Genomic DNA, 25,152 nt, shown 5'->3' with positions numbered 1-25,152 from the left:
ACTACCAGGACAAGCCACCACATCGAAGACCTCCCCGAAAGCGATCGGCCATCGTCTCGCTGGATCGGCAAGGCGGAGCGATCAACGTGACCGCCCCAGGTCGAATTCGGCGTCCAAGGCTTGGGCGAGCCGCCGGAGGAGCGGGACGGTCGGAAGGGTGCCGCCCGCTTCAAGGACCGGCAGGGCCGGCCGGGTCATTCCCGCCCGTGCCGCGACGGCGGCCTGGGAGAGACCCGGATCCTCGCGCCGCTTGCGCGCCCACTCGGCCAGCTCGTAGGCGAGCCGGGCCCCTTCGTAGCCCTGGGAGACCTCTTCGGTGTCCCGCTCAGCGCGCTCCCGGTTCCTGTGCCGGCTCATCTCGGCTCCTGTCGTAGATCTTCTCGCGCGCACCGCCCGGTCGACCCGCTTCTGTTCGCTGCGCCGCGTCTTGGTGAAGACCGTCAGCAGCACGGCCCGTCTTTCGCTCGTCAGCCAGTAGGTGACGCGGGCCTCGACGCCCAGGATCGCCGGACGCAGCTCCCAAACCTTTCCCTTCAGGTGACCGGCGTACGGAAAGCCGAGCGAAGGCCCCTTGGACGCGAGGAGGCCGCGGTAGAAGAGAGCTCGGCCATAGGCCTTGTCGGCCTGCGGTCATCGGGATTCGGCCGCGGAGGCGGAGGCTCGCGCTGGTCGTGGCGGCGAGGGCGTCGTCCGGACGGGCGCTGTCCTTCGGCGTCGCCGCGGTGTGGGACGGGCGCAGCCCGTTGCCGGTGTCGGCCGGTGCTCCAGCGGCCACCTCGCTGAAACTCGACCGTCGTCTGGCCGATTGCCGTGACCGGCTGAACTCTTTACTCAGAGGAGTGGATTCGCTACATTAAGTCGTCATGGCCGTACTCAGAGATCGCAAATACCAGCAGTGGTTCAGAGGTGCCGATACCGACGGCGACGGGGTCATCACTCGGCAGGACGTCCTGCGGATGGGCGAGCGTTACATCGCCGCCCGTAGCGCCGGGCCGGAGTCCGAGACCGCGCAACGGCTCATCCGGGGGCTCGACGCGTTCTGGACTCAAGTGATCGCACCGATGGACCAGGACGGCGACGGGAGGATCGATCTGCGGGAGATGACCGAGGGGTTCCGGCAGGCCCTGACCGACCCTGCCCGGTACCCGCAGCAGATCCAGTCGGTGGCCGACTGCTACTTCGACCTCATCGATCTCGACGGCAACGAGAAGATCGACCGCGAGGAGTTCCAGCAGATCTTCGGTCTGGCCGGAGACCTCCCCTTCGAAGACTGCACCGAGGTCTTCAACGCTCTGGACCTGGACGGCTCGGGCACGCTGGACCGCGCCGAGTTCCACCGGGCGCTCGCGGAGTTCTTCTACGGCGACGACCCCGACGCCCCCGCCAACCACTTGTTCGGCAGGGTCGTCGGCTGACGGAGCCACGTCCGGCCGGGATGCCCGGTTCCCGGCGGTTGCGGACGGCGGCGGCAAGACGCGCCAGGACATCTTGAGCGGGTGAGGGCCTTCCGGGGCCGGTGTGGATCGCGACGTCCCATCGGCCCCTCGGTTCGCCGGCCCCGTCGCGACGTGCTCCCCGCCCGGCATCCTCGTTCTCGCGGGGAGGAGCGTTCGGGACCCGGCTCATCATCGTTGCGTTCGCGGCCGGGCGCCGCTATCGCCCATCAAGACCGGGTGGTGAGAAGGCGAGCACCTCGGGAAGGGGGCCGTCGTAGCGCTCGACGTCGACCAGCGCGCTGAGCGCACTCGGTCCTTGGGACAGTCGCGAGCACGGCCGGTCCGCCGTGAGGACGTTCGGATTGCTGTGGCGGTCCAGAGTTCCGCGCCGGCCGGGCCGGACCGGATCCCACCACGCTCCCGTGGACAGTTGCACGACGCCCGGCATGACGTCGTCGGAGAGGACCGCGCCCGCCAGACAGCTGCCCCGGTCGTTGTAGACGCGTACGATCATGCCGTTCTCGATGCCGCGCGACTCGGCGTCCAGCGGATTGATCGTCGCGGGCTCACGACCGCGGATCTTCGAATCAAGGCTGTGGCCGCCGTTGTCGTATTGGCTGTGCAGGCGCGAGGCCGGCTGATTCGAGATCAGGTGGAGCGGGTACCGGTCCGACAGGTCGGCCCGAAGCCACTCCGTCGGCTCGAACCACATCGGATGCCCGGCGCAGTCGTCGTAGCCGAACGAGTCGATCTTCTCGGAGAAGATCTCGATTCGGCCCGACGGCGTCGGCAGGGGGAAACGCAGCGGATCCGTGCGCAGGTCCTCGAAGCTGCCGGGAAACGGCCCGGTGGACGGCGGCAGCGCGGCGGTGGAGACGCGCCAGAACTCCTCGAAGCCCGGCAGGGCGGCATCGCCGCCGAGTTCGGCCCTCGTCTGCTCGTACAGGTGCCGGACCCATGCGCTCTCCGAGCGTGACTCGGTGAACTCCCGCTCGTATCCGAGCCGGGAGGCCAGGGCTGCGAAGATCTGGTGATCGGTGCGCGACTCGCCGGCGGGCTCGCGGACTTTCGGCATCGCGACGATGTGGGGGTCGGAGAATCCGGCGGCGAAGTCGTCGCGCTCCAGGCTGGTCGCGACGGGAAGGACGATGTCCGCGAACTTGGCCGAGGTGTTCCACCAGGCTTCGTGGACCACCACCGTGTCAGGGACCTGCCACGCGCGGGCCAGCCGATGGAGATCCTGGTGGTGGTGGAACGGATTCCCCCCGCACCAGTAGACCAGGCGAAGCTCGGGCAGGGTGAGGCGCCGGCCGTCGTAGTCGATGACCTTCCCCGGATGCAGCAGGGCATCGGCGATCCTCGCCACCGGGATGAACTCCGCGACGGGGTTCGCAGCCGCCGGGACGGTCGCCACGAAGGGGCGGTCAGGGGCGACGCCTGTCGCGTCCATCGTCGCGTAGCCCGCGCCCCAACCGCAGCCGGGCCGGCCCATCGAGCCCGCCATGGCGGCCAGTACGACGGACATCCAGATCGGTTGCTCGCCGTGGTCCGCCCTCTGCACCGCGTAGTTGACCATGATGAGAGAACGCCGGGTGGCGAGGCGGCGCGCGAGGTCGGTGATCACGTCACGATCGATGCCCGTGATCATCTCCGCCCAGGCGGCGTCCTTGGGGAGGCCATCGACCTCGCCGACCAGGTAGGCGGCGAAACGGTCGAACCCGACGCAGCACCGGCGAAGAAAGTCCTCATCGTGCCACCCGTTGACCAGCATCGTGTGGGCGATGCCGAGCATCGCCGCGGTGTCGGTGCCCGGGACGACGGGCAGCCACTGCGCGTCGAGGAAGCCGGCGGCATCACTGCGGATGGGGCTGATGCTCACGAACCGGACCCCGGCCTCGCGGCACCGGCGCTGCAGGTCCCGCGTCTGGTGCCTGGCCAGCCCACCAGGGTTGATCTGGCTGTTCTTGAGGGCGAGCCCTCCGAACGCCACCACGAGCTCACAGTTCTCCGCTATCTCGTCCCACATCGGCATCCGCGACTGGTAGCTCCACGGATGACCGCCGATCACGTGGGGGAGGACGACCTCCAACGCCGCGGTGCTGTAGGTGTTGCGCGAATCGGTGTATCCCCCGCCCAGCGCCAGGAACCGGTGGAGCTGACCCTGCGCGTGGTGAAACCTGCCCGCACTCGCCCAGCCGTAGGATCCGCCGAACACCGCGCTGTCTCCGTGCGCTGAACGAACCCGGCGGAGTTCATCGCTCACCAGGGTGATCGCCTGGTCCCAGCTCACCTCCACGAAAACGTCCTCGCCCCTGGCCGTGCCGTGGGCGCGCGGCTCGCCGTTCAACCAGCCCTTGCGCACCGCGGGGCGCAGCACACGAGCGCGGTCGTCGGCGGCCACCACCATTCCGGGGCCGATGGGCGACGGCGTGGGGTCATCGGGCTTCGGCTCGATCCGCACCAACCGGCCGGAATCGACCACGGCGATATAGCTGCCCCAGTGCGTCGCGACCGACCTGCGCTGTTCCGTCATGCGTCGACTCCACTCTGAAGGTCCCCCCGGCCGGGGCGCGGTCGTTCACGTTGCGGGGCGGCGTGCCACGAAGGGCCGGCCTCCCTCGGCCTCGGCACACCCCAAGGACAACCCACCGACCACGATCAGCGAAAGGGCGGGCGCACAAAGTAACCGAAGTGTCACTCCGAAGTGGCGCACGGCGCCGGACCCGAGCATCCGCACCGCCCTCGCCCTCCGTCGCGCCGCCGGTCGGCAGGGCGGAGCGTCGCAGGCCGCGGAATCCCCTCGGGCGGACGAGGTGGTGGTCCGAGACCGCTCGCCCTTCGCGGTTCATCGACGCCAGGCGGCGGACTCGTCGCGCCGGAGCCTGCTGATGATCTCGACGCGGTCGCCGGGGACGCGGACGACGGTCACCTCGACGGGGCGGCCCCCGCGGACGACTGCCTGACGGCGGTCGGCGAGCTGGTCGCGAACGTCGTCCGGCACGGCGGCGGGGGAGCGGTCGCGCTGTGGTCGCTTCCCGGGAGGGGCGGGGTCCTCCGGTCGTTCGGCGGGGAACGGGATCGGGCTGAGGAGGTGGCGGGCCCGGAGGGAAGGCGGGAAGTCCACAGCCGCTGGATCGGGTGGGTGACGTGCTCGGTGCGGACGGGAACAGGCCGAGAGCCGCACCCGGTGCGTGGGCGCGGCTCTCGGCGATCGGCTCCCCAACCCCCGGAAGGGAGCCGAGCCGGGGGGTCAGTAGCGTCCGCTGCGGGTGCGGCCGCCGCGGACGCCGGCGACGATGCCGACACCGACCGCGGCCAGGCCGACCTGGAAGACCAGCTCGATCCAGTCGATGCCGTCCGTGGTGGCCACGCCGACGCTCTGGGCCAGCGCGGTACCGAGCAGTGCGGCGACGATACCGACGCCGATGGTCAGCAGGACGCCGATCGACTGCCGACCCGGCAGCACCAGCCTGCCCAGCATCCCGACGATGGCGCCGATGACGATGGCGGTGATGATCCCTGCGACGGTCATGTGTCCTCTTCCTCAAGACGAAATTTGGTAATCCGTTTATGCCCGACATGCCATTAGATTAACCATTTAGTGGCTAAGAGAGACGTGTGTCACGTAATTTTCATGGACGGCAAAAATTGCCCTTACTCATCGAGCGCAGCGCATATCACCAGCTCAGGATCGCCTTCTCGGTGGCGGATCCACCCCTGCGCGGTCCCCAGCGCACACTCTCCGTGCTCACTCGCGCCGCAGGGAAAGAAGAGATCTCCCGCCCCGCTATCCGGTACGGGGCACATCTTGTGCAAATCATCGCCGCTCCCTGCCCGCCATTCTCCGGCCGGCACCCCCGTCGTTCTCCCGGCCCCGTGCCCTCGGAAACGGCGGCTCAGTCGGGGAAGAAGCCTCACCTTCGACCGTGCCGGGGCAGGGGGCGGCCGACGTGCGGTGTCGGCGGCGCACGGACTCGACCTCCCCGGGCGGCGCCCGAAGCTCGGCGGACCCGCCCTGCTCCCGCCTGGTCCGGCAGCCGTCGTGGCGGCGTTCACCGGACGGGCCAGACGTCCGTCCGGTGAGCGCTCGGCGGGACTCCTTCTCGCGGTGCTCCTCGATACCCGGTCGGGCCGGGATCGGGGGAGGCTCGGGCTTCTCAGGCCGGTTCTTCGGTCGAGTGGGAGTCGGTGAGCGTGAGTGCGCCGCCTGCCGCGATCAGGCCGACGACCACCGCCAGGACGGCGTAGGTGATCCGCTCTCCGTGGAAGAACGACGCCACGAGCTCGCTGCTCCAGGTGCCGGCGGGCAGTCGCGTGGTGACCAGTGCGGCGATCATGGTGCCGATGACGGCGGTGCCGACGCTGGTCCCGACCTCCTGGGCGGTGTCGTTGAGCGCGGCGCCGATCGAGGTCCGGTTGGCCGGCATCGCGTCGACGAGGGCGATGGCGCAGATCGTCATGACGGTGCGCAGCCCGACGGTCATCACGACCATGGAGACCGCGATGGCGGGGTACCCGTGGTCGACGCCCCAGGCGAGACCGGCCAGCGAGCCGGCCAGGCAGACGGCGCCGATCAGGCAGGCGACGCGATGGCCGAAGGTCTTCGCGAGCCACTCCGACAGGGGCGTCGCGGCGATCATCGTCACGATGAGCGGGAGGTTCGCCAGGCCGGCCCGCACGGGGCTCCACCCGTAGGCGTACTGGAAGTGGAGGATCAGCCCGAACATCACGCCGGCCATCGCGATGGACGTCCCGATCTGCGCGATGGCGGCGCCGCGGACGGTGCCGCCGGAGAAGAGGCGCAGGTCCAGCATGGGCGACGCGCTGCGGCGCTCGTGCCGCACGAACGCGGCGGCCGAGGCCACGGCGCCGAGGACCGACGCGATTGTGATCGCGGAGAGCCAGCCGTTCTCGACGCCGCTGGTCAGCGCGTAGCAGGCGAGGCCGATGGCGGCGACGCTCAGCGCGGCGCCGGGCAGGTCGAGCCTGTCGTCGGTCAGATCCTCCGGCCGGTCGGCCGCGACGCCGAGCCGGACGCCGATGGCCGCGATCAGCGCGATGGGGGCGTTGACGATCAGGAGCCACTCCCACCGCACGTGGGCCAGGGCGGTGCCGCCGAGCAGCGGGCCGAGGATGAATCCGGACATGCCGACGATGATCATCAGGGTCATCGCGCGCATGCGCAGTGCCTGGTCGTCGAAGAGCCGGAAGACCAGGGAGTTGGTGATGGGCGCCATCGCCGCGGCGGCGATGCCGAGCCCGGCTCTCAGGGCGATGAGCTCCCCGGCGGTCGTGACGGCGACGACGCACAGGCTCATCAGGCCGAACACGGCGAGGCCGACCAGCAGCACGCGCCGGCGCCCGAGGCGGTCGGCCATGGATCCCGCGGTGAGCAGCAGCCCGCCGAAGGTCAGGGAGTACGCCCCGGTGACCCACTGCAGCGCCGTCGTGCCGCCACCGAGATCGCGGCCGATCGTGGGGAGCGCGATCGAGAGCAGCGTGTTGTCGACCATCTCGACGAAGAAGGCCAGGCAGAGCGCGGCCAGGGGGATCCACGCGGCGCGCAGGGACGGATACGTGCGCGGCGTGGCGGGGGCGGTGACGGCGGTCACGGTGGTCTCCTCTCGGGGCGTCGCCGATCATCGAACGACGTTCGATAACATAGAACAACGTTCGATGATGTGCAAGCTGTGGTTGAATGGGGGTCATGGCCCGTCCGCGAACACGCTCCGTCGATGGTCCGCCCCGAGAGCGGCAGCGTGCCTCGCACTCCATGGAGGCCGTTCTCGCCGCGGCCGTGGGCCTGCTCGACGAGGCGGGTCCCTCGGCCCTGACGTTCCGGGCCCTGGCCACCCGGCTGGGCACTGGAGTCGGCAGCATCTACTGGTACGTCGCGAGCAAGGACGAACTGCTCGACCGCGCCACCGACCACGCGGTCGGCGAGGTGCTGGCCGCCGTCGAGGCGCAGCCGGGCGGCGATGACCCGATCGCCGACCTGCGCGCGATGGCCGTCGCCCTGTTCGACGTGATCGTGGACCGGCCCTGGCTGGCGGCCTACTTCATGCGCAACACCGACGTCCAGGACAATTCGCTGCGGCTGTACGAGAAGCTCGGCCAGCAGATGCTCCGCCTCGACCTCACGCCGCGGCAACGGTTCCACGCCGTCTCGGCGGTCGTGGGTGTCGTCGTCGGCACCGCGGCCGACCTGGGCGCGGAACCACCCCAGGAACTGCTCGACGGCAGCGTGAACCGCGAGGAGTACCTCGGCCGTTTCGCCGACACCTGGCGGGCCCTCGACCCCGCCGAATACCCGTTCGTGCACCAGATCGTCGACGAGTTCGCCGGCCACGACGACCGGGAGCAGTTCCTCGCCGCCCTGGAGCTCACCCTGGCAGGACTCCGCCTCCAGGCCGAAGCCTGACCGACACCCTCCGCCGACGGCACCCGGCCCCTCCCGGCCGAGCGGTGATCGTCAGACGTCCGAAGCGCGTCTCACCGGTCATCGAACCGACGCGCACCTCGGGGGCGGCCGCCCCGCCCCTCGTGGAGGGACCACTGGCCGGTGGCGGGGCGGCCGCGGGTCACTCGAAGGGTGACGGGTCGCCTGCGCCGTGGCGGAGGATCACCGGTTCGCCTAGGGAGAAGTCGACGACGGTGGTCGGGACGGCGCCGCATTCGCCGGAGTCGATGACGGCGTCGATCGTGTGGTCGAGGGTCTCCTTGATCTCCCAGCCCTGGGTCATCGGTTCGGTCTCGTCCGGCAGGAGCAGAGTGCTCGACAGGAGCGGTTCGTCGAGTTCGGTCAGCAACGCGTGGGTGACCTTGTGGTCGGGGATCCGCACGCCGACCGTCTTCTTCTTGGGGTGCAGCAGGCGTCGCGGGACTTCTTTGGTCGCGGGGAGGATGAAGGTGTAGCCGCCCGGCGTGGCCGCTTTGATCGCCCGGAACACCGAGTTGTCGATCTGCACGAACTGCCCGAGCTGGGCGAAGTCCTTGCACACGAGGGTGAAGTGGTGCCCCTCGTCCAGCCGCCGGATCTCCCTGATCCGCTCGATTCCGCGCGGGTTCCCGAGCCGGCAGCCCAGTGCGTAGCAGGAGTCCGTCGGGTAGGCGATCAGCCCGTCCGCCCGCACGAGATCCACGATCTGCCCGAGCAGCCGAGGCTGCGGGTTCTCCGGGTGCACATCGAAGTACTTGGCCATGACGCACAGCCTAGGCCGATCCGCCGACCGCCGACCGCCGACCGCCGACCGCCGACCGCCGACCGCCGACGGGCGAGGGGCGAGAGGCCGACGGACCCGCCGACCGCGGGCCGGAGTCCGCTGCCTGCGACGGCGTTCAGCCCGTCCCGCGTCCCGGGCGAACCCGTCCCGCGACGCCATGCCGCATGAGTATCCGCACGCGTGATCTCGAGTACGCGGACTCAGGGCGGGCGGTCGCCCGGCCGCGAGACTCGGGGTACCCGAGCAAATGGAGAGAACCGTGCGCCTGTACCGCGGCACCGAGCGAGCCGTCACCACCGTGTCCCGTCCCGTGAAGGTTCGCGTCGGCGCGGCCGCGCTCGCGGGTGCCGCCGCTCTCGCGGCGCTGACCGGGTGCTCGGGGCTCGAGTACCGGGAGGGCATCTGCGACACCGGTGAGTACCCCGCCCTGTCCGTGGGCGGCACCGGTTCCGCCTGCTTCCCGGAGGGGGCGGAGCCCGAGGCCGGGTTCGCGCGCTACCCGGAGGGCAAGGTGCCGCAGGAGGTCGGCGACGAGTGGGACGTCTACTGGGACACCCACACGCTCGACGACAACGGCGACATCATCGCCGCGCCCGACCAGGACTGACCCCACGAGGGCTCCGCACCGGATGCCCGGCCCGTCCGCCCTTTCCTCGTCGTTCCCGACCCCGACGGCCCCGGACAGACCCGGCTGATGATGTCGCTGGTCCGCGGGTTCGCGGCCGCCGTCGGTCCGACGGTCACGCCGACCAGGGGCGGCATGTCGCTGCGCTGGGCACGCCGTACGCTCGCGCTGGTCGACCGCGGAATCATCACCGCGCTAGGGCCGGTCCGCGCCCTGGACCACCTCACCACCCTGGTCACGGCCATGAGCGAGGACCTGCTCCTCGCCGCCGTCCACGAGCGGCTCCGCCCGCTGATGGAGCAGCCTCCGCAGCGCCGCTCACAACTGGTCCCCAGACGGTGAGCCAAGACTTCTTCCGCTCGCCGGTCACCACGATGGCCCCGAACCAGCTGGCTCGGCGAGCCGGGCTCACCGAGGCCGTCATCGAGATCGTGTCGGAGACCGGCCCCGAGAACCTCCAGATGCGCGAGGGCGCCGAGCGCTCCGGCGTCGCCCTCGGTACCGCCTACCGGTACTTCTCCTCCAAGGACCACCTCCTGGTCGCCGCCTGGGCCGACCGGCAGGGCCGCCTCACCGACCGCGTGATGGCCGAGATGAGCGGCCGCGGCGCCAAGTGCGCGGAAGACATCGCCTGCGAGCTCGTCCTGGCCTTCGTCGAACGCGAGATGCGCGCCTTCCAGCGCAACCCGAACTTCGCCCGCCTGGCCGTCCGCCTGGAGACGCCCAGCGACCCCTACGTCAGCGAGACCCTCGCCGAAACCCTCCGCAACCTCGCCGACGTGACCCGCCACACCCTCCAAGGCCACCGACCCGCCCCTTGCCGCCGGACGGGCTGCGCACTGCCGAGGACGATGAACAGGCCGTCCGCTTCGGCCTCGCCGGCGGGCCCCGGCCCGGCCGGAGCGCCGTGCGCCCCGTTCATCGCAGTCCCGTGAGTGGTCTCGCGTACCACATCGGACAAGACCTGATAAAAGTGATTGCGGTCTTTTCCGAAAATGGCGATCATTGACGCTTGGACGCGTTCTTGCCTAGTTTATTCGGTATGGGAAACGGGACGGTGGCCCGTCGAACGGGCCGCAATGGATTGTACCGTCTGACACTTTTCACGGTGGTGGTCGCCGTGGTCCTGACGTCCGCCGTGGTCGGCTGGCGGGAGGCCTCCGCACTGAACTGCGAAGGCCCGCACTGGCCGCGGACCGGCGATGTGGACGTCACCGACATCGCGGACGCGGACCGCTATTCGATCGAGATCTGGTTCGAGCTGACCGAGGAGGAGCTGTGCTCCCTCCAGCGCCTCGACGATTATCTCGAGGTGGGCGTCGACATTTACGGATTCACCGTTCCGGCGGAATGGGATGACTACACGATCGACACCGATCTTCCGGACGCGGTCAAGGACGTCGCGCTCGATGACGACGCGAACGAACCGCATCCCGGCGTGACCGGAACCGACACCGACGATCTCAAGGCCGGTGCGCGGTACCACGTCTCGTTCGGCTGGAACGAGCCCCTTCAGGACGGCGTGACGGCCGAGGCGGTGCTGCACTGGGTGCCGAGCCACTGGGCCGGAGAGTCCTCGGTCCTGGGCTGGAAACAGAAGATCAGGGAGGAGGCCTCCTGCGTCGTGGGCCTGAACAAGGACCCCGGCTGGTGCGTCTTCCCCGACGAGCGGCCGGGCATCGCGATCCCGCTGATGAGCGACGCCAAGTTCACCGGCGGCTTCGTCCGGGACCGGGTGCCGATCACGACGCGTTCGTACAGTTGGGTGCCCGAAGGCGCGGACCGGGCGCTGCTCACTCACCACGAACCCCCGGGACCCGACGACGCACCGGTCGTGCGCCCCGCCGAGCCCGATGACACCTCGCCCGCCCCGGCCGACTCCGCAGATCCCGCCGACTCCGCCGACCCCGGCGATTCCGCTGACTCCGCGGATCCCGCCGACGCGGCCGACGCCGACCCCGCCGAGCCCGAGGACCTGCCGGTGGCCGAGCCCGCCGAGCCCACCGCACTCGGCCCCGTCGCCACGGTCGAGGGCGACGGGTACTGGCAGGCGGCGACGGACGGCGGCGTGACGGAGTACGGCGCGGCACAGTCGTACGGTTCGGCTCCGGACGAGGGCATCGAGGTCGACGACATCGTGGGGATGGCCCGCACCCCCACCGGCGAGGGGTACTGGCTCGTCGCCGCCGACGGCGGTGTCTTCTCCTTCGGTGACGCCGAGTTCTACGGTTCGATGGCGGACGAGCCGCTGAACGAGCCGGTCACGGGCATCGCCTCCACCGCGGACGGGGGCGGCTACTGGCTCGTCGCGAAGGACGGCGGTGTCTTCTCCTTCGGCAACGCGGAGTTCTACGGCTCCATGGCCGATGAGAGCCTGAACGCGCCGGTCCGGGCGATCGCCCCCACCGCCTCGTCGGAGGGCTACTGGCTGACGGCGGAGGACGGCGGTGTCTTCTCCTTCGGTGATGCCGAGTTCTACGGTTCGATGGCGGACGAGCCGCTGAACGGGCCTGTGGTCGACATCGACGCCACCCCGACCGGGGGCGGCTACTGGCTGACGGCGGAGGACGGCGGTGTCTTCTCCTTCGGTGACGCCGAGTTCCACGGTTCGATGGCGGACGAGCCGCTGAACGGGCCCGTCACGGGCATGGCCCCGACCGCGGACGGGGGCGGGTACTGGCTGGGAGCCTGCGACGGCGGGGTGTTCGCACTTGGGAACGCGGAGTTCCTGGGATCGGATCCGCGGTACACGTGCGGCGGATCCTGACCTCAGGGAGGGAAGACCAGCACGGACAGGACGCCCCTGTTGTCGGCCAGGCAGGGATCGCCGTCGTTGACGCGGAGCCGGACGGGGCCGGGGGCCTCGGCCGTGAGGTCGGCCAGCCGGTTCACGGGCACTACGGGGCCGTCGCCGATGCGGGCGAGAAGGGCCCCGTAGGGGGCGCCCGCATGGACCTTGCAGTCGGCGGCGGCGGAGATCCTCCGGTCGACGGCGGGGCTGTAGCCTTCGGGGCCGACCGGTGGGTACATGCGGTAGTCCACGGTCCAGGCGCCTCCCTCGGTCTGGATCCGCACGGTCTCGCCGACGGTCGCAGAGATCCCGGTCGCCTGCCAGCCCGCGGCGGACTGCACGGGCACGGTGGACCGCCGCACGGATGCCGAAGGGGCCGCCGTCGCGCCCGCCGAGGGATCCCGCTCCGGCTGGCCGCCGATAACGACGACCGCCGACGCGCCGAGGACGAGCGCCCCGACCGCGCACCCCGCTAGGCCCCAGCGTCCCGGACGGCGGCGGCGACGGGTGAGACCGCCGACCGCCCGGGAGAGTTCCGCGGTGCCACGGGCCTGCCACGACCGTCCGTATTGGGCCGCGACCGCGGGCAGCGCCTCCAGCGCCTCCGCCGGATCTCGGCCGTCCAGCGCCGCCAGCGCGGCCAAAGGCCCTTTCCGCACCGGGCCCGGCACGCAGGCCAGGGCCAGCCGGACCGGGTCGTGTGCCGAGGAGGCGGGTGCCCCCCGCGCCTCCCAGCCGGCCACTTTCACCTCGCCCGCGTCGGTGACGAAGACGTTGTCCGTGCTCAGCCCTGGATGCGGCCCCGCCGCCGCGAGGGCCAGCAGACACGACCGCAGGACGACCAGTGCGGCGTCCGCGGAGACCGGCCCGTGGCGCGCGAGTATCCCCGACAGCGCGGCCCCGGCCACATCCTCGGTGAGCACGGCGGCCACGTCGCCCCCGGGGCCGGGAAACCAGGCGATCCACCGGACCAGGTGCGGGTCGTCGAGGGCGAGCAGGCGCCGCGCGTCCGCCTCGAACGCCGCGCGCGCGTCCGCATCCGGGAGCCGGACATAGGTCAGCCGGGCGCTCACCCGCACCGACCGCGCGTCCAGAGTGGGCCCGGTCTCGCGGAGGCCCGGCACCCGCCATCGCGGCGAGCTCATCGCAGCGCCTCGACGCACCCGCTCACGGCCCATCCGGCCTCCCAGTGCCGGGAGGGGTTGCCGACCTGCTCGACGACCAGGACCTGGCTGTCGCGCACGGTGCCGACCTCGGTGCCGCCGACGCGGGTGGTGTAGAGGCTCACGATCTGGTCCGGGGAGTCATTGGTGACCCTCAGCAGATAGGTCTTGCCGCGCTCCAGCGCGATCTCCCGCTCGAACTGGAACCGGGTGAAGCCGTTGTTCTCGCCGAGGTCGGGGCGGTTCACCGACACGTCGACGGACCCGTCCTCCGCCCAAAGCCGGATCTTGAGCGGGTGCGGCGCCTCGAGGCTGGTCAGCGTTTCGTCGAGCCCTGCGATCACGCTCACCGCTTTGATCGCGTGCGCCCGCGCGACGAAGGAGCCCTGGATCAGGCCGCCGGGTTCCAGCGGCACGGCGATCTGCGCCGCGACGTCGTACGCGCAGTACGGCTCGCCGCCCTTGGAGGCGGCCGGGGCGAAGAAGACCAGGCCGTCCAGGACGCACACGCAGACGAGGGCCAGGGCGACCAGCAGGCCGGACCGGATCGCGCTGAGCCGGGACCGGATCTCGTGGCGGTGGCGGTACCAGGACTGGAGCCGCCAGGCCGCGAAGACCGTCGCGAACACCGTCAGCCAGACCGCGGCCCCGGTGAGGTAGTCGTCGACCAGGAGCCCGGCGAAGATCCCGGACGATCCGATGAGGATGCCGAGCACCGGCATGAAGAAGGCCGGGGTGGGGGCGCGCAGCGGGACGACCCTGGGCAGGGCCGCCTCCCGGCTCCGGCACAGCCAGGCGAGCTCCCCGTCCTGGTGCAGTTCCTGGAGCGACACGACGACGTCCCTGCCGTCCTGCCGGTCGACGACGATGCCCACCGGAAAGGACCGGCCGGCCAGCAGGAGCGCGCCGAACCGGGGGCCGGTCTTCGCGCCGACACGGACGAGGTACCGCCCGCGGTCGGCCTCCTCGAACCGCTCGAACTCATCGGCGCCGCCGAGTGGGCGGATGTCGGCGAGCGACCCGACCACGGTCCTGGCTTCCGGGGCGTCCTCCGGCCACCAGGTGAGCGCGGCCCCGATCCGGCGCTGTGCCGCCGACAGCGCTCCCCAGGGGTGGCGCAGCGCCCCGGAGACGGGGATCTTCTCTTCGAGGAGGAGCAGCGCGATGCCGAGCCGTGCGACGGTGTCGGTCACCGTGGCGCGCCGGGACACGACGCCGCCGCGCACGGCGGCGTCCACCCGGACGGGCCGGTCGGCCTCGACGAGTTCGAGCGCGGTCAGCACGAGCCGTTCCCCCAGGACGAGCCCCGACCCCGTCCTGCGCCCGCCCTCCCTCGTCTCGACGGTCACCCGCGCCAATCGCTGGTCGATGATCTCCATGCAGGTCCGCCTCTCCTCGTCCGCGTAGGACCCCCGTCCTCTGCTGTGTTGGACGTGACGGACGCCGATTTCGGTGGCCCTCAGGACGGAGGTGGCTCTCCGGAGCCGAAAACGGTGCAGCCGAAAGGGAGGCACCACAGGTCGGCGGGCGAGGAAGGCACAGCGGTGCGGGATCGGGGGCCGCCGTGCGGTGGGGGAGGGCGCGCTCCCAGGCGCCCGGCGGCGTCGATCGACGCCGCCGGGCCCCGGGGGCGGGTCACAGGTTGCAGAAGATGCTTTCGATGAACTCCTCGTCGTAGTTCACGTCCGTGGCGCGGCGCTGGTCGGAGTAGGACCAGGTCAGGCTGCGCTTGCCGTCCGCGGAGTGGACCGACCAGGTCCGGTAGCCGGGGATGCTGCCGTCGTGCCAGTAGACGTACTTGCCGCACCAGGTCGAGCGGAACATGCCAAGGCCCGCGTACTTGCTGCCCTCGCCTGTGTAGACGAGGCTGGTCTTCATCTGGTCCGCCGCGGCGGTCCCGGTGATGGTTCCGTTCAGCAGGTTCTTGAAGAACGTGTTGACGTCGGAGACGGTGGAGATCATCTGGCCGCCGGGGGCCCACCTTGAGGCGTTCTGGTCGGTCACCTCCACCGTGCTGGAGCCGTTCCACCAGTACCCGCGCAGCCGCACCGAGGAGATGGCGGTGCCCGTCGGCACGGAGGTCCCGCTCAGCTGGAGCGGGCTGAGGATGTCCCGGTACAGGGCGTCGGCGTAGGTGTAGCCGGTGACCCGCTCGATGATCATGCCGATGACCAGGTAGTTGCTGTTGGAGTAGCTGTACCGGGCGCCGGGGCTGAAGAGCGGGGCGTGGGCGTTCACGATCGCCAGGAGCTGCGGGTAGGTGTACCCCTGGGACATCGTGGTGGAGAAGTCGGGCAGGGCGTCGGTGAAGTTGTACAGACCGCTGGTATGTCGCAGCAGCATCCGCAGGGTGATGGAGCCGCCTCCGTTGACACCGGGCAGATAGGTGGAGACCGGGTTGTCCAGGGATACTCTGCCCGCTGCGGCGAGCTTCATCAGTTCCGCGGCGGCGAAGGTCTTGGAGACGCTCGCGATGCGCGTCCGCGCGTCCTGCGGGGGGCCGTAGGCGAAGCCGATCCTGCCCAGCACCGAGTCGCTGAGTTCGGCGACGGCTCCGCCGCCGCCGTGCGCCAGCGCGGTATGGAACACGGTGTTCTGCACCATCGCCTTGGCCAGGTCGATGTTGTTCCCCGCCTCACGGCTCATCGTTCCGATGAACAGCTCGCGACCGCCCTCGGTGTACCCCTGCGCGGTGATCAACCGGGCGCCCAGCCGCAGCGCCTTCAGGTTCAGCTCGCCGTGGGTGAACCCGTACCACCAGCCGGGCGTGTACCCGGTGGTGTTGCGGAGCATGATCCCGTTGAAGCTGCCGTCGCCGTTGCGGCTCGCGTCGACGATCCGTGCGCCGTTCTGGCGGATGACGTCGTTGATGTTGCCGACTCCGCCGCCGAGCCACCACCACCACTGGGCGGAACTCTCCGACATGAGCATGTCGAACCGGCGGACGCCGCCGTCGTCGAACGGGCGGATCCGGGTCGGTCTCGCGCCCGGCGTCGCCTGCTGGCGGTCGAACATGTAGTTCGTGTCGCCGTAGTACCACCACCAGGCGCGCGCGCCGGCGCCGGTGTTGTCCAGCGTCCCGACGGCGAACCGCCAGCCGCCGGAGGTCCAGTACCGGCTGATCGACACCGGCCGCTGGCCGTAGGCGTTGGCATAGTTCAGCACCTGGGCCTCGGTGAGGCCGTACCACAGGGCCCAGCCCGACACCCAGTAGGAGCCCGCGTTCTCGACGAGGGTGGCCGTGAAGCGCACCTGCGAGCCGGGCTGGACGGCGACGTCGCTGATGCGGGCGCCGATGTCGATCGCGTAGTCGTAGATCTCCTCCGCGGTCCAGCCGTTGACGGTCCACCACCTCGTCGGCGCCGTGTTGAGCTGGTCGTCGCCGTAGCCCTCGTCCACCACGCGTGCGGCGCTCGCCGGTCTGGGCGTCGTCGCCTTGACGATACGGCCCCCCGAGGAGGCATCGTCGATGACGGGCGCATCCGATCCGGCCTCCGGAGGGCCGGCGGTGCTCTGCGCCTGGTGCACCCCGAGCGGGCCGGAAGGCCCCGGCGGTGCAGCCGTGGCGGGGCTCGCCAGCCCCAGAGGCAGCACCAGGATCATCAGCAAGGACAGAACACGTCGTCCCACGGAAGCCGCCTTTCATCGATGATCGGCGCTGTCAGCATGGCGAGCGGTCACTCACTTGGCTTCGTCGGACAGGACGACTTTCGCCCCGACTTTCGGCCTCCCGCATCAGCCTGCGGCGAACCCGGCCGGCCGGGTCGGGCTCCACCCCGCCACCATCCACCTCCGCCTCCGCTGCGCGACGGGTGACCCCGCATCCACGAAGCGACTCCGGCGCCAAGAGCCGCCCTCCCAAGACGGGGCCCACCTCCGCCGACGCGGCGTGGACCTGACCTGAGTCTCGGAGCGCTCAGCCGGGACAGGCCATCCCGATCGGCGGCATCGCGGTCCGCTGGGGCTTCCGCCACCCCGCGGACTTCGGTCGCGCCCTCCGCCACTCCTCCACGTCCACGACCACCGCCACCACGCCTGGCGAGACGACTGACAGATCGTGCCCGGAGCCGCCTCGTGCTCGCCAGGGGCTCTGACGGGCGGGATCTTGTCCCTGCGGTCCCGAACTTCCCTGAGCCTGTTTCCGTCTACGTGATCGACTTCGCTGGACGCGTTTCGACGTTCTTCATGGAGGTTTTGTGACGAGTGCGCTTCGTCCGGGCGACCCGCGGCAACTGGGCCTCTATCACCTTCATGGACGTCTTGGCTCAGGCGGCTTCGGGGTCGTGTACGAGGGTTACGACGCCGACGGCAAAAGGGTCGCCATCAAGACCCTGCACGATTCGCAAGAGGCTCAGCGTGCCGAGTTCCGGAGCGAGGTCCGGGCCTGGCTCCTGGTGAACAGACCGGTCTGCGTCGCGTCGTTGCTCTCCGCGGACTTCGACGGGCCGATCCCCTTCGCGGTGAGTGAGCATGTGGCGGGGCCGCATCTGAAGCAGGCCGTCGAGCACAACGGCCCGCTCGCCGCGGCGGAAGTGCGAAGGCTGGCGATCGGGATGTCGGCGGCGCTGGTCACGATCCACCGCGCGGGAGTGGTCCATCGGGACCTGAAGCCGGAGAACGTCCTCCTCAGCCCTGACGGCCCCCGCGTCGTGGACTTCGGCATCGCCCGGATCGAGAGCCACGCGCCGACCGAGGGCCCGGTCAAGGGCACATTGCGCTATATGCCGCCGGAGCGCTACCGCGGCGAGCGCGGGGACGACAGAGTGGACGTGTGGGGGTGGGGAGCCCTCGTGTGGATGGCCGCCAACGGGCGCCACGCCTTCGACGCCGACAACCGGTATGCGATCGCGTCCCGGGTCGGCGAGCACCACCCCGACACCACGATGCTCGCCGAGCCGCTCAGGTCGCTCGTGTCGGAGGCGCTGTCCAAGGATCCGGCGAGCCGCCCGACGGCCGAAGAGATCCTGGAGCGCCTCACGGGTACCTCGGATCCCGCGCAGGCGGCGAAGCACGCGGTCCCGGCGCTGACGCCGACGCCCGCCACGCAATCGGCCGGGGAACTCGCCGAATCGGTGTTCGCCGGCCTCGACCCGGGAGCGCAGGAGGCCGTGCCGAGGGTGCTGCTGCGGCTGGTCACCCGCAGCGAACACGCGGACGAGGCGTTGCGCTCCGCGACTCGTGCGCAGTTCGACGACGGCAGCACCTCCCCGGCGGTCCTGGATCGGCTCCTGCACGCCTTCACCGACCAGGGGCTCCTCCTCTGGGACGACCAGCGCGAGGAGCCGACGGTGACGCTTCGCAGCGCCGCTCTCATCCGGGCCTGGCCCCGTCTCGCGGAGTGGGCGAAAGCAGAGCAAGACGGACTCGCGGTCCACCAGGGCATCACCGCCAGGACCACGAGCTGGGTCGAGCGGGGCCGCAGGAAGAGCGACCTGCTTCAAGGTCCGGCACTCGCCGAGGCGCAGTCCTGGCTCGCCGACCGCCGCCACCTGGCCCTCAACACCGCGGAGAAGGCCTTTCTGGATTCCGGCGCGGCCCTGGCCCGGCGGCGGAACCGGATGCGCACCGTGCTCAGCGCCGCCCTCGCCGTTCTGCTCCTGGCCGCCACCGGCGCCGCGGCCGTCGCCATCGTCCAGGGCCGGACCCTGGAGGAGCAGAACCGGACGGTCGCCCGGCAGCGTGACGAGGCTTATGGCTCCAGGGTCGCCAACCTCTCGGTGTCGACGCGCCGCACCGATCCCGTCACCGCCAAACGCCTGGCGATCGCCGCCGCGAGCCTGTCGCCCGGGGGAACCGACGCGCACCATGCCCTGCTCACCCTCTTCCACCAGTGGGAGAGGGCGACCATCCCGGCCCCGGACCTGGGCGAAGGGTGGTCGCTGGTCAATTCGTCCGAGAACATCCAGGTATGGGGGCAGGGTGACGCGATCAAGGTCGTGGACGGTGACACGGGCACGGTGGCGAACGCCTTCACCGTCCCGGGCGGGCCGATCGACACCTCGTCCGCGAACGCGATGGACATCTCCGGGGACGGGCGCTTCATCTCCCTCGTCCAGGAAGGGAACGAGCTGCGGGTATGGGATCTCCGCACCGGGCAGCCCGGCCCCATCGCCTTCCATCCGGCGGAACCCTACGCGGGACTCGACTCGACCGGAGCCCGCCTGATCACCCTGGAGAAGGATCGGGCACTCGTCTACGACGTCGCCACGGGAGAACGCCTGCTCAAGATCCCGCATCGGGTGGAGGCCGCGATCCTCGGCCCCACCAGCGTGTTCGCCTACCGGGAAAGGTCCCTGGAGCTGTGGCCGATGAACGGGAAGAAGGCGATCAAAGGCCGCTCCGCCGAGCAGAAGTACGGTTACAGCGCAATGGGGTTGAGTCCGGACCGGAAGACCTTCGCCATCCGCGACGGCGACAAACGGCTCCGTCCTCGCCGTCCGCGGCGTCGAGGAGATCGCGCTGTGGGACACGGCGAGGCACGTTCGGACCGCGACGCTGCCCCTCTCCGTCGATGAGCGCCTGGACCCCGACGTGTTCGCGTTGTCGAAAGACGGAGGCCTCCTGGCGAACTCCCATCAGAACGGCGACATCGACATCTGGGACACCCGCGCCCAGGCCAAGAAGATCACCCTGCGCACAGGCGAACAGATCGATCCACGGCGCAACGCGGTCGCGTTCTCCCCGGATCTCCGCACGCTCGTCAAGGTCGGCCAGACAGGTGAGGGCATCCCCTCGATGGAACTGTGGGACCTCGGCACCGGGACGCGCCGGGCCGCCGCCACGGGCCGCAAGGGCAGCGGCTCCTACGGCCTGCCGAAGATCGTGTTCGGGCCCAACGGCGGCGTGCTCACCGGCCCGGACCAGGGCGTCATCGACCTGGACACCGGCCTGCACATCATCGAGCCCAACCAGAACCTGCCGGAAATGGGGGCGATCAGCAAGGATCGCCTCGTCGCGGCGCAGCCCGGGATCCTCGACACCAAGGTCAAGCTGTGGGACGGGAACGACATGTCCCGCCCGCCGACCGACGTCGGCTTTGGCGTGAAGCTCGACACGTCCATCGCCTTCTCCCCGAACGGAAGGGTGCTCGCGGTGACCGACAGGCACGGCCAGATCCGCCTCTGGGACGTCCAGGCACGCAGAACCCTCGGGCCCCCGCTCACTTCCTTCTACTCCCGCAGCACGGACTGGTCCCCCATCCAGGTCGTCGCCATGGCCTTCGACTCCGTCGGAACCCGGATCATGGCCACCGACGACGAAGGCCGCCTGCGCACCTACCTCATCGACCCCGCCGAACTGAAAGCCGCCCTGTGCGCCGAGGTCGGCCCACTCTCACCCACCGACTGGAAGTCTTACATACCCCCCGCCGTCCCCTACCGCCGAACCTGCTGACACCCGGCAGCCCGAGCACCTCCGAGACCGCGCACTGAGCCTCCCACCCATCCTCTGAGCTTCCCTGAAGTACACCTGTACGCCGGCAGCGTCCAGGTCGACGCCGGCACCTTGAAGTTCGTCTCCGCGGGCTACGACGGGGAGGCGGAAGCCAGGCTGGACGCCGCACTACCGCAAGGCGCGATCACGGTGCGCCTGACCGCGCAGCGCACCGATTCGGAGTCCTGCGAGAGCAGATTGAAATGGAAGAGCATCGGGCTCGACGCCCAGGGCTGTGGCCCTGCCCGATCCCCGTTCTCCGGGACCGCCCGCCTTGCCGCGGCCCAAGCCGAGAACGATTCCGTGGACCACCGCCCATAGCCGCGACCACCCGCAAACGAACGGACGGCTGGGTGTGTGCAGGCGTTGACGGGGCGGACGCGCGCAAGGTGGAGGCGGAGCTCGTCCCGCTGGTGGAGGAGATCGGCAGGATGGCCGCGCACGCGTTGCGGCCCGGCCTCGACCCCGTGCCGACCGCATGGATCTTGCTCCGGGCCTAGGTGGGGCGGGGGCCGGGGAGGGCGCGGAGGAGGCGTTCGGCGAGGGAGGTCAACATGGTGAGTTCGGCGGGGGAGAGGGCGGAGAACCAGGTGTCGAGGGCGGCGAAGTCGGACGGGTCGCGGTCGCGCCAGTAGGCGTCCGCGGCCTCTGTGGCGACCAGGACGCGGCGGCGGCGGTCGGCAGGGTCGGGCTCGGTGCGCAGGAAGCCCTTGCGGGTGAGGGCAGTGACGATCTGGGCGGCGTTCTGGTGGGTGGTGCCGAGGGCGCGGGCGGCCCCGGTGACCGACGGGCCGTCCATGGCCTTGACGACGGTGAGCAGGGCGGCCTGCTGGGTGGTGAGGCCGTCGGCGCGCAGGCGCTCGTCCATCAGGGTGTGCAGGCGCTGTCCGGTGGTCAGCAGGACACGGAACGCCCGCACGGCGGGGTCGAGGCCGGGTTCCAGGCCGGGTGAGGGCTTCCCAGAGGTCTCCATGCCGCCTATGCTAGCCGAAAAGCGCAATATATTGCGAAAGGTGGGCCCTGGTGATCTGCCTCCTCCCCAACTGCGGCTATATCTCCGAGACGTCCCGGATGCTGGAGATCGGCAAGGCGCTGGCCGAGCGCGGCGCGGCCGTCCGGATCGCCGTGCACGGTGGCGCCCACACCCGACTCCTCGACGCCGCCGGTGTCGGCTACGACCAGGTCGGTCCCGTGATGGACGACCGGCGCGGCGCCGCGTTCGTCCAGTCCGGGATCGGCCTCGGCCCGCCCGGCCAGAGCATGTACTCCGACGACGAGCTGCGGGCCTACGCCCTGGCCGAGGCCGCCTACTTCCGGGAGCACGGCGTCACGGCCGCCGTCAGCGGGTTCACCCTGACCACGCTGCTGTCGACCCGGCTCGCCGGGATCCCGCTGATCACCGAGCACGCGGGGAGCTGGGTGCCGCCCGTCTTCGAACGGGGGCTGCTGCCCGCGCCGACCTCGGTCCACGGGATGCCGGGCTTCGTCCCGGGGCCGATCGCGCGGCGCCTGGTCGCCCGGCGGCTGCCGTCGCTGCGGCTGTACTGCGGGGGGTTCGACCGGATCGCCGCCGAACTGGGCGTCGAGCCCGTGCCGAGCATGCCGGCGCTGCTGCTCGGCGATCTCACGCTGGTCCCGGAGATTCCCGAGGTGGTCGGGATCCCGGCGGCGGAGATGGCGGCGTGGCGTCCGGGACGCGGCTACCGGCCCGGCACCGCGCTGCGGTACACCGGGCCGCTGTTCGCCCACCTCGACGTCCCGGTGCCCGAACCCGTCGCCCGGTTCCTCGACGGGCCGGGCCCGCTCGTGTACGTCGCGCTCACCTCGACGCCGCCCGCCCTGGTCCGGGACGTCGTGCGGGCGGTGCGGGACACCGGAGCCCGGGTGCTGGTCGCGGCGACCGTCCACGACCTGGACGACCTCGCCGGTGACCGGGTCGCGGTCGGGCCCGTGCTGCCGAGCCACGAGATCATGCCGCACGCCGACCTCGCCGTCGTCACCGCGGGGCAGGGCAGTCTCCAGACCGCGATGGCCTGCGGCGTCCCGGCCGTCGGGATCCCGCTCCAACTGGAGCAGGACCTCAACGTCGTCCTGCTGGAACGGCTCGGCGCCGCCCGCAGGGTCGCGCCGTCCGCCATCGGCTCCCGGCTGGGACCGCTGGTCCGCCGGATGCTCGCCGACGACCGGTACCGCGAGGCGGCCCGCCGGATCCAGCGGCTCTACGACACCGCCGACGGCCCGGGAGCGGCCGCCGACGCCATCCTGTCCTTCCTCGTCACCACGGAGGTCTCCCGATGAGAACCCGTCTCGTGATCGCCCTCGCCTCTGTCTCGGCCGCCATGCTCACCGCACCGCCCGCCTCAGCCTCCGGCCATCTGCTGACGGGCATCGCGTACGTGGACCAGTACACGCCGCCCGGTCCCGCCGACCGGAAGGAGGTGTCGGTCGACTGCCCCGGCACCAAGGTGGTCGTGGGAAGCGGGTTCACCATCTACAACGGGAACCTGCGGGTCGTGGCCGAGAGCGTCGAGGTCACCGAGCACGGTGTCACCGTCACCGCGCACGAGGATGAGACCCTGAGCGCTCCCGACTGGGGCCTGCGGGCGCGCGCCACCTGCGCGAACCGGCCGCCCGGCCACCAGATCCTGACGGTGCCGTCGCCGACCGGCGGTGGACCGTCCATCCCCGGCGTGGCCGCCTGCCCGGACGGCAAGGTCGTGACGGGCGCCGGTTTCATCCTGCCCGCGACCGGCGGCGAGCTGACCCTCACCCGTCTCATTCCGTCGTCGAAGACCGTCAGCGCGCTCGTGCATGAGGACGACACCGGTCTGGCCCCGAACTGGTTCTTCCGGGTGACGGCGATCTGCTCCTACCCGCTCCAGGGCCTGAGGGTCGTCACCGACGACCGGGACCACGACGTCGACTACCAGGACGAGATCGTCGAATGCCCGCAGCCGGGATTCGCGCTGAACCCGTCCGGATACTTCGACGGAGGAGGCGGCGACGTCCGGTTCTCCAACTTCAACGCCGTCTCCCTCCCCGGCGCGAACTTCGGCAGCCCCACCGATTTCCACCTCGCCGCCATCGGTGGCAGCGTCGACTCGGACGGCGCCCGCCTGCCCTTCGAGATGACCGGCATGGTCACCTGCGCCGACGCCACCCTCTGACACCGCACCCCGCCCCGGACATACGCGACACCGGCCAGTCCGACATGTGCTTGATGGCCACCGTCGCAGGCGATGCGATGCGATGCCGGCCGACTGGCCCTGACCTTCCGCCGAGGCATCAGCCTCCGGCGAGCCTCCCGCGCAGTTTCTCCCACACCGGCCCGCTGAGCGTGAGCACCGCCCCGTGCCGATTCTTGGAGTCCCGCACGGCGACGGTCAGGGGGTCGTCCGCGTGGCCGGGAAGCGGAAAGGCCGGTCGGCGGGAGACCTCGACGCAGTTGCCGCCGTTGTTGCCGCTGTGGCTGCTCTTTCGCCAGAAGAAGGACTCGGCGCTCACTGCGGACGCACCTCCTGAAGATCGCGCCTCACGACGAGGCGAACTCTGCCGCCACTTGACGCAGCAGGCTCAAGGTCTGTTCTGGTCCCAGCGCCTGGGCGCGCAAATAGTCGAACATCAGCCTATATCGGTCGAGCTCTTCAGGCTTCTGCGTGTAGAGGGCGCCGATCTGGTGTTCCAGGTAGACCTTGTCCGGGTCGGTGGGCTCGGTGAACTTGAGGTACATGAACGAACCGTGCATCGCGCTGTGCGCGCCGACGTCGAATGGGAGCACCTGAAGCGTGACGTTGGGGCGGCTTCCCAAGGCGATGAGTCGCTCGATCTGTTCGTGCATGACCGTGCGGTTTCCGACGATGCGGCGGATCACCGCTTCGTTCAGCACCATCCACGCGCTCACAGGATCGTCGCCGGTGAGCCGGCTCTGGCGGGTCGCGCGGATCGCCACCGTGTCGTCGATGTCCGACTCGGGGTAGGGCGCCGGTGCGGTCGACATGATCGCTCGGGCGTAGCCGTCGGTCTGCATGATTCCGGGAACGAGTTCGGATTCGTAGCCCTGGATCTCGCACGCCGACGACTCCAGCACTACGTAGATCTGGAACCACTCGGGGATGGCACCCGAGTAGCTGTGCCACCAGTCCGGCTCGCCCGCGCTCTGGGAGAGCGCCAGAAGCGCGTGGCTCTCCTCGTCGCCGAGCCCGTAAAGCTCGACGAGTCTTCGCACGTCGCGTTGGAGCAGGCGGCTCTTGTCGTTCTCGATCCGGTAGAGCTTGCTCTCGGCCCAGCCCATTCTCTCGGCCACGGTCTCCTGGCTCAGCCCGGCCCTGACCCGCTGCTCCCGCAGTTCGCGCGCAAGCCTGGCGCTGGCGACGGTTGGTACGTGTTTGCTGCGAACCATCCGCTTCGTCTCCTCGAAAAATCACTGGCTTTAAATAAAAGCCTTCATTTAGGCGTCTTCATGCATCACACTCGGAGCGTAGCG

General features: G+C 70.5%; 23 protein-coding genes and 1 pseudogene. 11 read left to right on the top strand and 13 right to left on the bottom strand.

Annotated features, from left to right (window positions below; all coding sequences use genetic code 11):
* Positions 1–81: 81 nt before the first annotated feature.
* On the bottom strand, positions 82–357 hold the full coding sequence (locus EDD29_RS24595; RefSeq protein WP_148086082.1) for a helix-turn-helix domain-containing protein: 276 nt from the start codon (positions 355–357) through the stop codon (positions 82–84).
* 60 nt (positions 358–417) lie between these two features.
* Positions 418–606: pseudogene (locus EDD29_RS48190) on the bottom strand (type II toxin-antitoxin system RelE/ParE family toxin); the annotation flags it as partial.
* 257 nt (positions 607–863) lie between these two features.
* Here EDD29_RS48190 and EDD29_RS24590 point away from each other — a divergent pair.
* Positions 864–1,415: an EF-hand domain-containing protein gene (locus EDD29_RS24590; RefSeq protein ID WP_123666675.1), complete on the top strand. Its 552-nt coding sequence runs from the start codon at positions 864–866 to the stop codon at positions 1,413–1,415.
* Positions 1,416–1,653: 238 nt separating this feature from the next.
* Here the strand turns inward: EDD29_RS24590 and EDD29_RS24585 are convergent, their stop codons facing one another.
* The 4 genes from EDD29_RS24585 to EDD29_RS24570 all read right to left on the bottom strand — a co-directional run bounded on the left by EDD29_RS24585 (position 1,654) and on the right by EDD29_RS24570 (position 7,048).
* Complete coding sequence (locus EDD29_RS24585) at positions 1,654–3,969, bottom strand: molybdopterin-dependent oxidoreductase (protein ID WP_123666674.1); 2,316 nt, start codon at positions 3,967–3,969, stop codon at positions 1,654–1,656.
* A 312-nt stretch (positions 3,970–4,281) separates the two neighbouring features.
* Entirely contained in the window at positions 4,282–4,560 is a 279-nt protein-coding gene (locus tag EDD29_RS24580; RefSeq protein ID WP_123666673.1) for a hypothetical protein, read from the bottom strand.
* A 126-nt stretch (positions 4,561–4,686) separates the two neighbouring features.
* Positions 4,687–4,968 (bottom strand): GlsB/YeaQ/YmgE family stress response membrane protein, encoded by a 282-nt coding sequence (locus EDD29_RS24575; RefSeq protein WP_123666672.1) that lies wholly within the window; start codon positions 4,966–4,968, stop codon positions 4,687–4,689.
* 625 nt (positions 4,969–5,593) lie between these two features.
* Positions 5,594–7,048, bottom strand: a complete 1,455-nt coding sequence (locus EDD29_RS24570) for an MFS transporter (protein WP_123666671.1) — start codon at positions 7,046–7,048, stop codon at positions 5,594–5,596.
* A 161-nt stretch (positions 7,049–7,209) separates the two neighbouring features.
* Here EDD29_RS24570 and EDD29_RS24565 point away from each other — a divergent pair, with 161 nt between their 5' ends.
* Positions 7,210–7,857, top strand: a complete 648-nt coding sequence (locus tag EDD29_RS24565; RefSeq protein WP_123666670.1) for a TetR/AcrR family transcriptional regulator — start codon at positions 7,210–7,212, stop codon at positions 7,855–7,857.
* A 160-nt stretch (positions 7,858–8,017) separates the two neighbouring features.
* Here the strand turns inward: EDD29_RS24565 and EDD29_RS24560 are convergent, their stop codons facing one another.
* Positions 8,018–8,638, bottom strand: coding sequence for an L-threonylcarbamoyladenylate synthase (locus EDD29_RS24560; RefSeq protein WP_123666669.1), 621 nt, complete (start codon positions 8,636–8,638; stop codon positions 8,018–8,020).
* A 280-nt stretch (positions 8,639–8,918) separates the two neighbouring features.
* Between EDD29_RS24560 and EDD29_RS24550 the strand changes: the two genes are divergently transcribed.
* The 4 genes from EDD29_RS24550 (at position 8,919) to EDD29_RS24535 (ending at position 12,051) form a co-directional block, all read left to right on the top strand.
* Positions 8,919–9,266, top strand: a complete 348-nt coding sequence (locus EDD29_RS24550; RefSeq protein WP_211359877.1) for an SCO0607 family lipoprotein — start codon at positions 8,919–8,921, stop codon at positions 9,264–9,266.
* Positions 9,267–9,353: 87 nt separating this feature from the next.
* On the top strand, positions 9,354–9,626 hold the full coding sequence (locus EDD29_RS24545) for a hypothetical protein (RefSeq protein ID WP_123666668.1): 273 nt from the start codon (positions 9,354–9,356) through the stop codon (positions 9,624–9,626).
* Positions 9,623–10,219, top strand: a complete 597-nt coding sequence (locus tag EDD29_RS24540) for a TetR family transcriptional regulator (RefSeq protein ID WP_246052984.1) — start codon at positions 9,623–9,625, stop codon at positions 10,217–10,219. The genes EDD29_RS24545 and EDD29_RS24540 overlap by 4 nt, the downstream gene beginning before the upstream one ends.
* Before the next feature lie 173 nt (positions 10,220–10,392).
* Positions 10,393–12,051 (top strand): hypothetical protein, encoded by a 1,659-nt coding sequence (locus tag EDD29_RS24535; RefSeq protein WP_123666666.1) that lies wholly within the window; start codon positions 10,393–10,395, stop codon positions 12,049–12,051.
* 2 nt (positions 12,052–12,053) lie between these two features.
* Here EDD29_RS24535 and EDD29_RS45660 read toward each other — a convergent pair whose 3' ends face one another.
* The 3 genes from EDD29_RS45660 to EDD29_RS24520 form a co-directional block, all read right to left on the bottom strand.
* Complete coding sequence (locus EDD29_RS45660; protein ID WP_170201548.1) at positions 12,054–13,220, bottom strand: serine/threonine-protein kinase; 1,167 nt, start codon at positions 13,218–13,220, stop codon at positions 12,054–12,056.
* Positions 13,217–14,617, bottom strand: a complete 1,401-nt coding sequence (locus EDD29_RS24525) for a hypothetical protein (protein ID WP_123666665.1) — start codon at positions 14,615–14,617, stop codon at positions 13,217–13,219. Before EDD29_RS24525 ends, EDD29_RS45660 begins: the two co-directional genes overlap by 4 nt.
* Positions 14,618–14,873: 256 nt before the next feature.
* Entirely contained in the window at positions 14,874–16,868 is a 1,995-nt protein-coding gene (locus EDD29_RS24520; protein WP_148086081.1) for a serine hydrolase domain-containing protein, read from the bottom strand.
* Between the two features lie 566 nt (positions 16,869–17,434).
* On the opposite strand from EDD29_RS24520, the gene EDD29_RS24515 reads away from it, so the two are divergent.
* From EDD29_RS24515 to EDD29_RS45655, 3 genes are all read left to right on the top strand, one after another.
* Positions 17,435–19,753 (top strand): serine/threonine-protein kinase, encoded by a 2,319-nt coding sequence (locus EDD29_RS24515; protein ID WP_123666663.1) that lies wholly within the window; start codon positions 17,435–17,437, stop codon positions 19,751–19,753.
* A 25-nt stretch (positions 19,754–19,778) separates the two neighbouring features.
* A complete protein-coding gene (locus tag EDD29_RS24510; RefSeq protein WP_148086080.1) occupies positions 19,779–20,630 on the top strand; it encodes a WD40 repeat domain-containing protein in 852 nt (283 codons plus the stop codon).
* Between the two features lie 392 nt (positions 20,631–21,022).
* Positions 21,023–21,169 (top strand): hypothetical protein, encoded by a 147-nt coding sequence (locus EDD29_RS45655; RefSeq protein ID WP_170201547.1) that lies wholly within the window; start codon positions 21,023–21,025, stop codon positions 21,167–21,169.
* Here EDD29_RS45655 and EDD29_RS24500 read toward each other — a convergent pair.
* Entirely contained in the window at positions 21,166–21,642 is a 477-nt protein-coding gene (locus EDD29_RS24500) for a MarR family winged helix-turn-helix transcriptional regulator (protein WP_123666660.1), read from the bottom strand. The two genes, EDD29_RS45655 and EDD29_RS24500, sit on opposite strands and share 4 nt — an antisense overlap.
* 50 nt (positions 21,643–21,692) lie before the next feature.
* Here EDD29_RS24500 and EDD29_RS24495 point away from each other — a divergent pair, with 50 nt between their 5' ends.
* Positions 21,693–22,967 (top strand): glycosyltransferase, encoded by a 1,275-nt coding sequence (locus EDD29_RS24495; protein ID WP_123666659.1) that lies wholly within the window; start codon positions 21,693–21,695, stop codon positions 22,965–22,967.
* Positions 22,964–23,836, top strand: coding sequence for a hypothetical protein (locus EDD29_RS24490; RefSeq protein WP_148086079.1), 873 nt, complete (start codon positions 22,964–22,966; stop codon positions 23,834–23,836). The genes EDD29_RS24495 and EDD29_RS24490 overlap by 4 nt, the downstream gene beginning before the upstream one ends.
* Positions 23,837–23,954: 118 nt before the next feature.
* Here EDD29_RS24490 and EDD29_RS24485 read toward each other — a convergent pair whose 3' ends face one another.
* Both EDD29_RS24485 and EDD29_RS24480 read right to left on the bottom strand, forming a co-directional pair.
* Entirely contained in the window at positions 23,955–24,173 is a 219-nt protein-coding gene (locus EDD29_RS24485) for a DUF397 domain-containing protein (protein WP_123666657.1), read from the bottom strand.
* A 28-nt stretch (positions 24,174–24,201) separates the two neighbouring features.
* Positions 24,202–25,068 (bottom strand): helix-turn-helix domain-containing protein, encoded by an 867-nt coding sequence (locus EDD29_RS24480; protein WP_123666656.1) that lies wholly within the window; start codon positions 25,066–25,068, stop codon positions 24,202–24,204.
* Positions 25,069–25,152 lie beyond the last annotated feature (84 nt).

It is taken from the genome of Actinocorallia herbida, from assembly GCF_003751225.1.
In the GTDB taxonomy this organism is placed as follows: domain Bacteria; phylum Actinomycetota; class Actinomycetes; order Streptosporangiales; family Streptosporangiaceae; genus Actinocorallia; species Actinocorallia herbida.
Note: the sequence above shows the minus strand (reverse complement) of the source record. Positions and strands in the feature narration are given on the sequence as shown.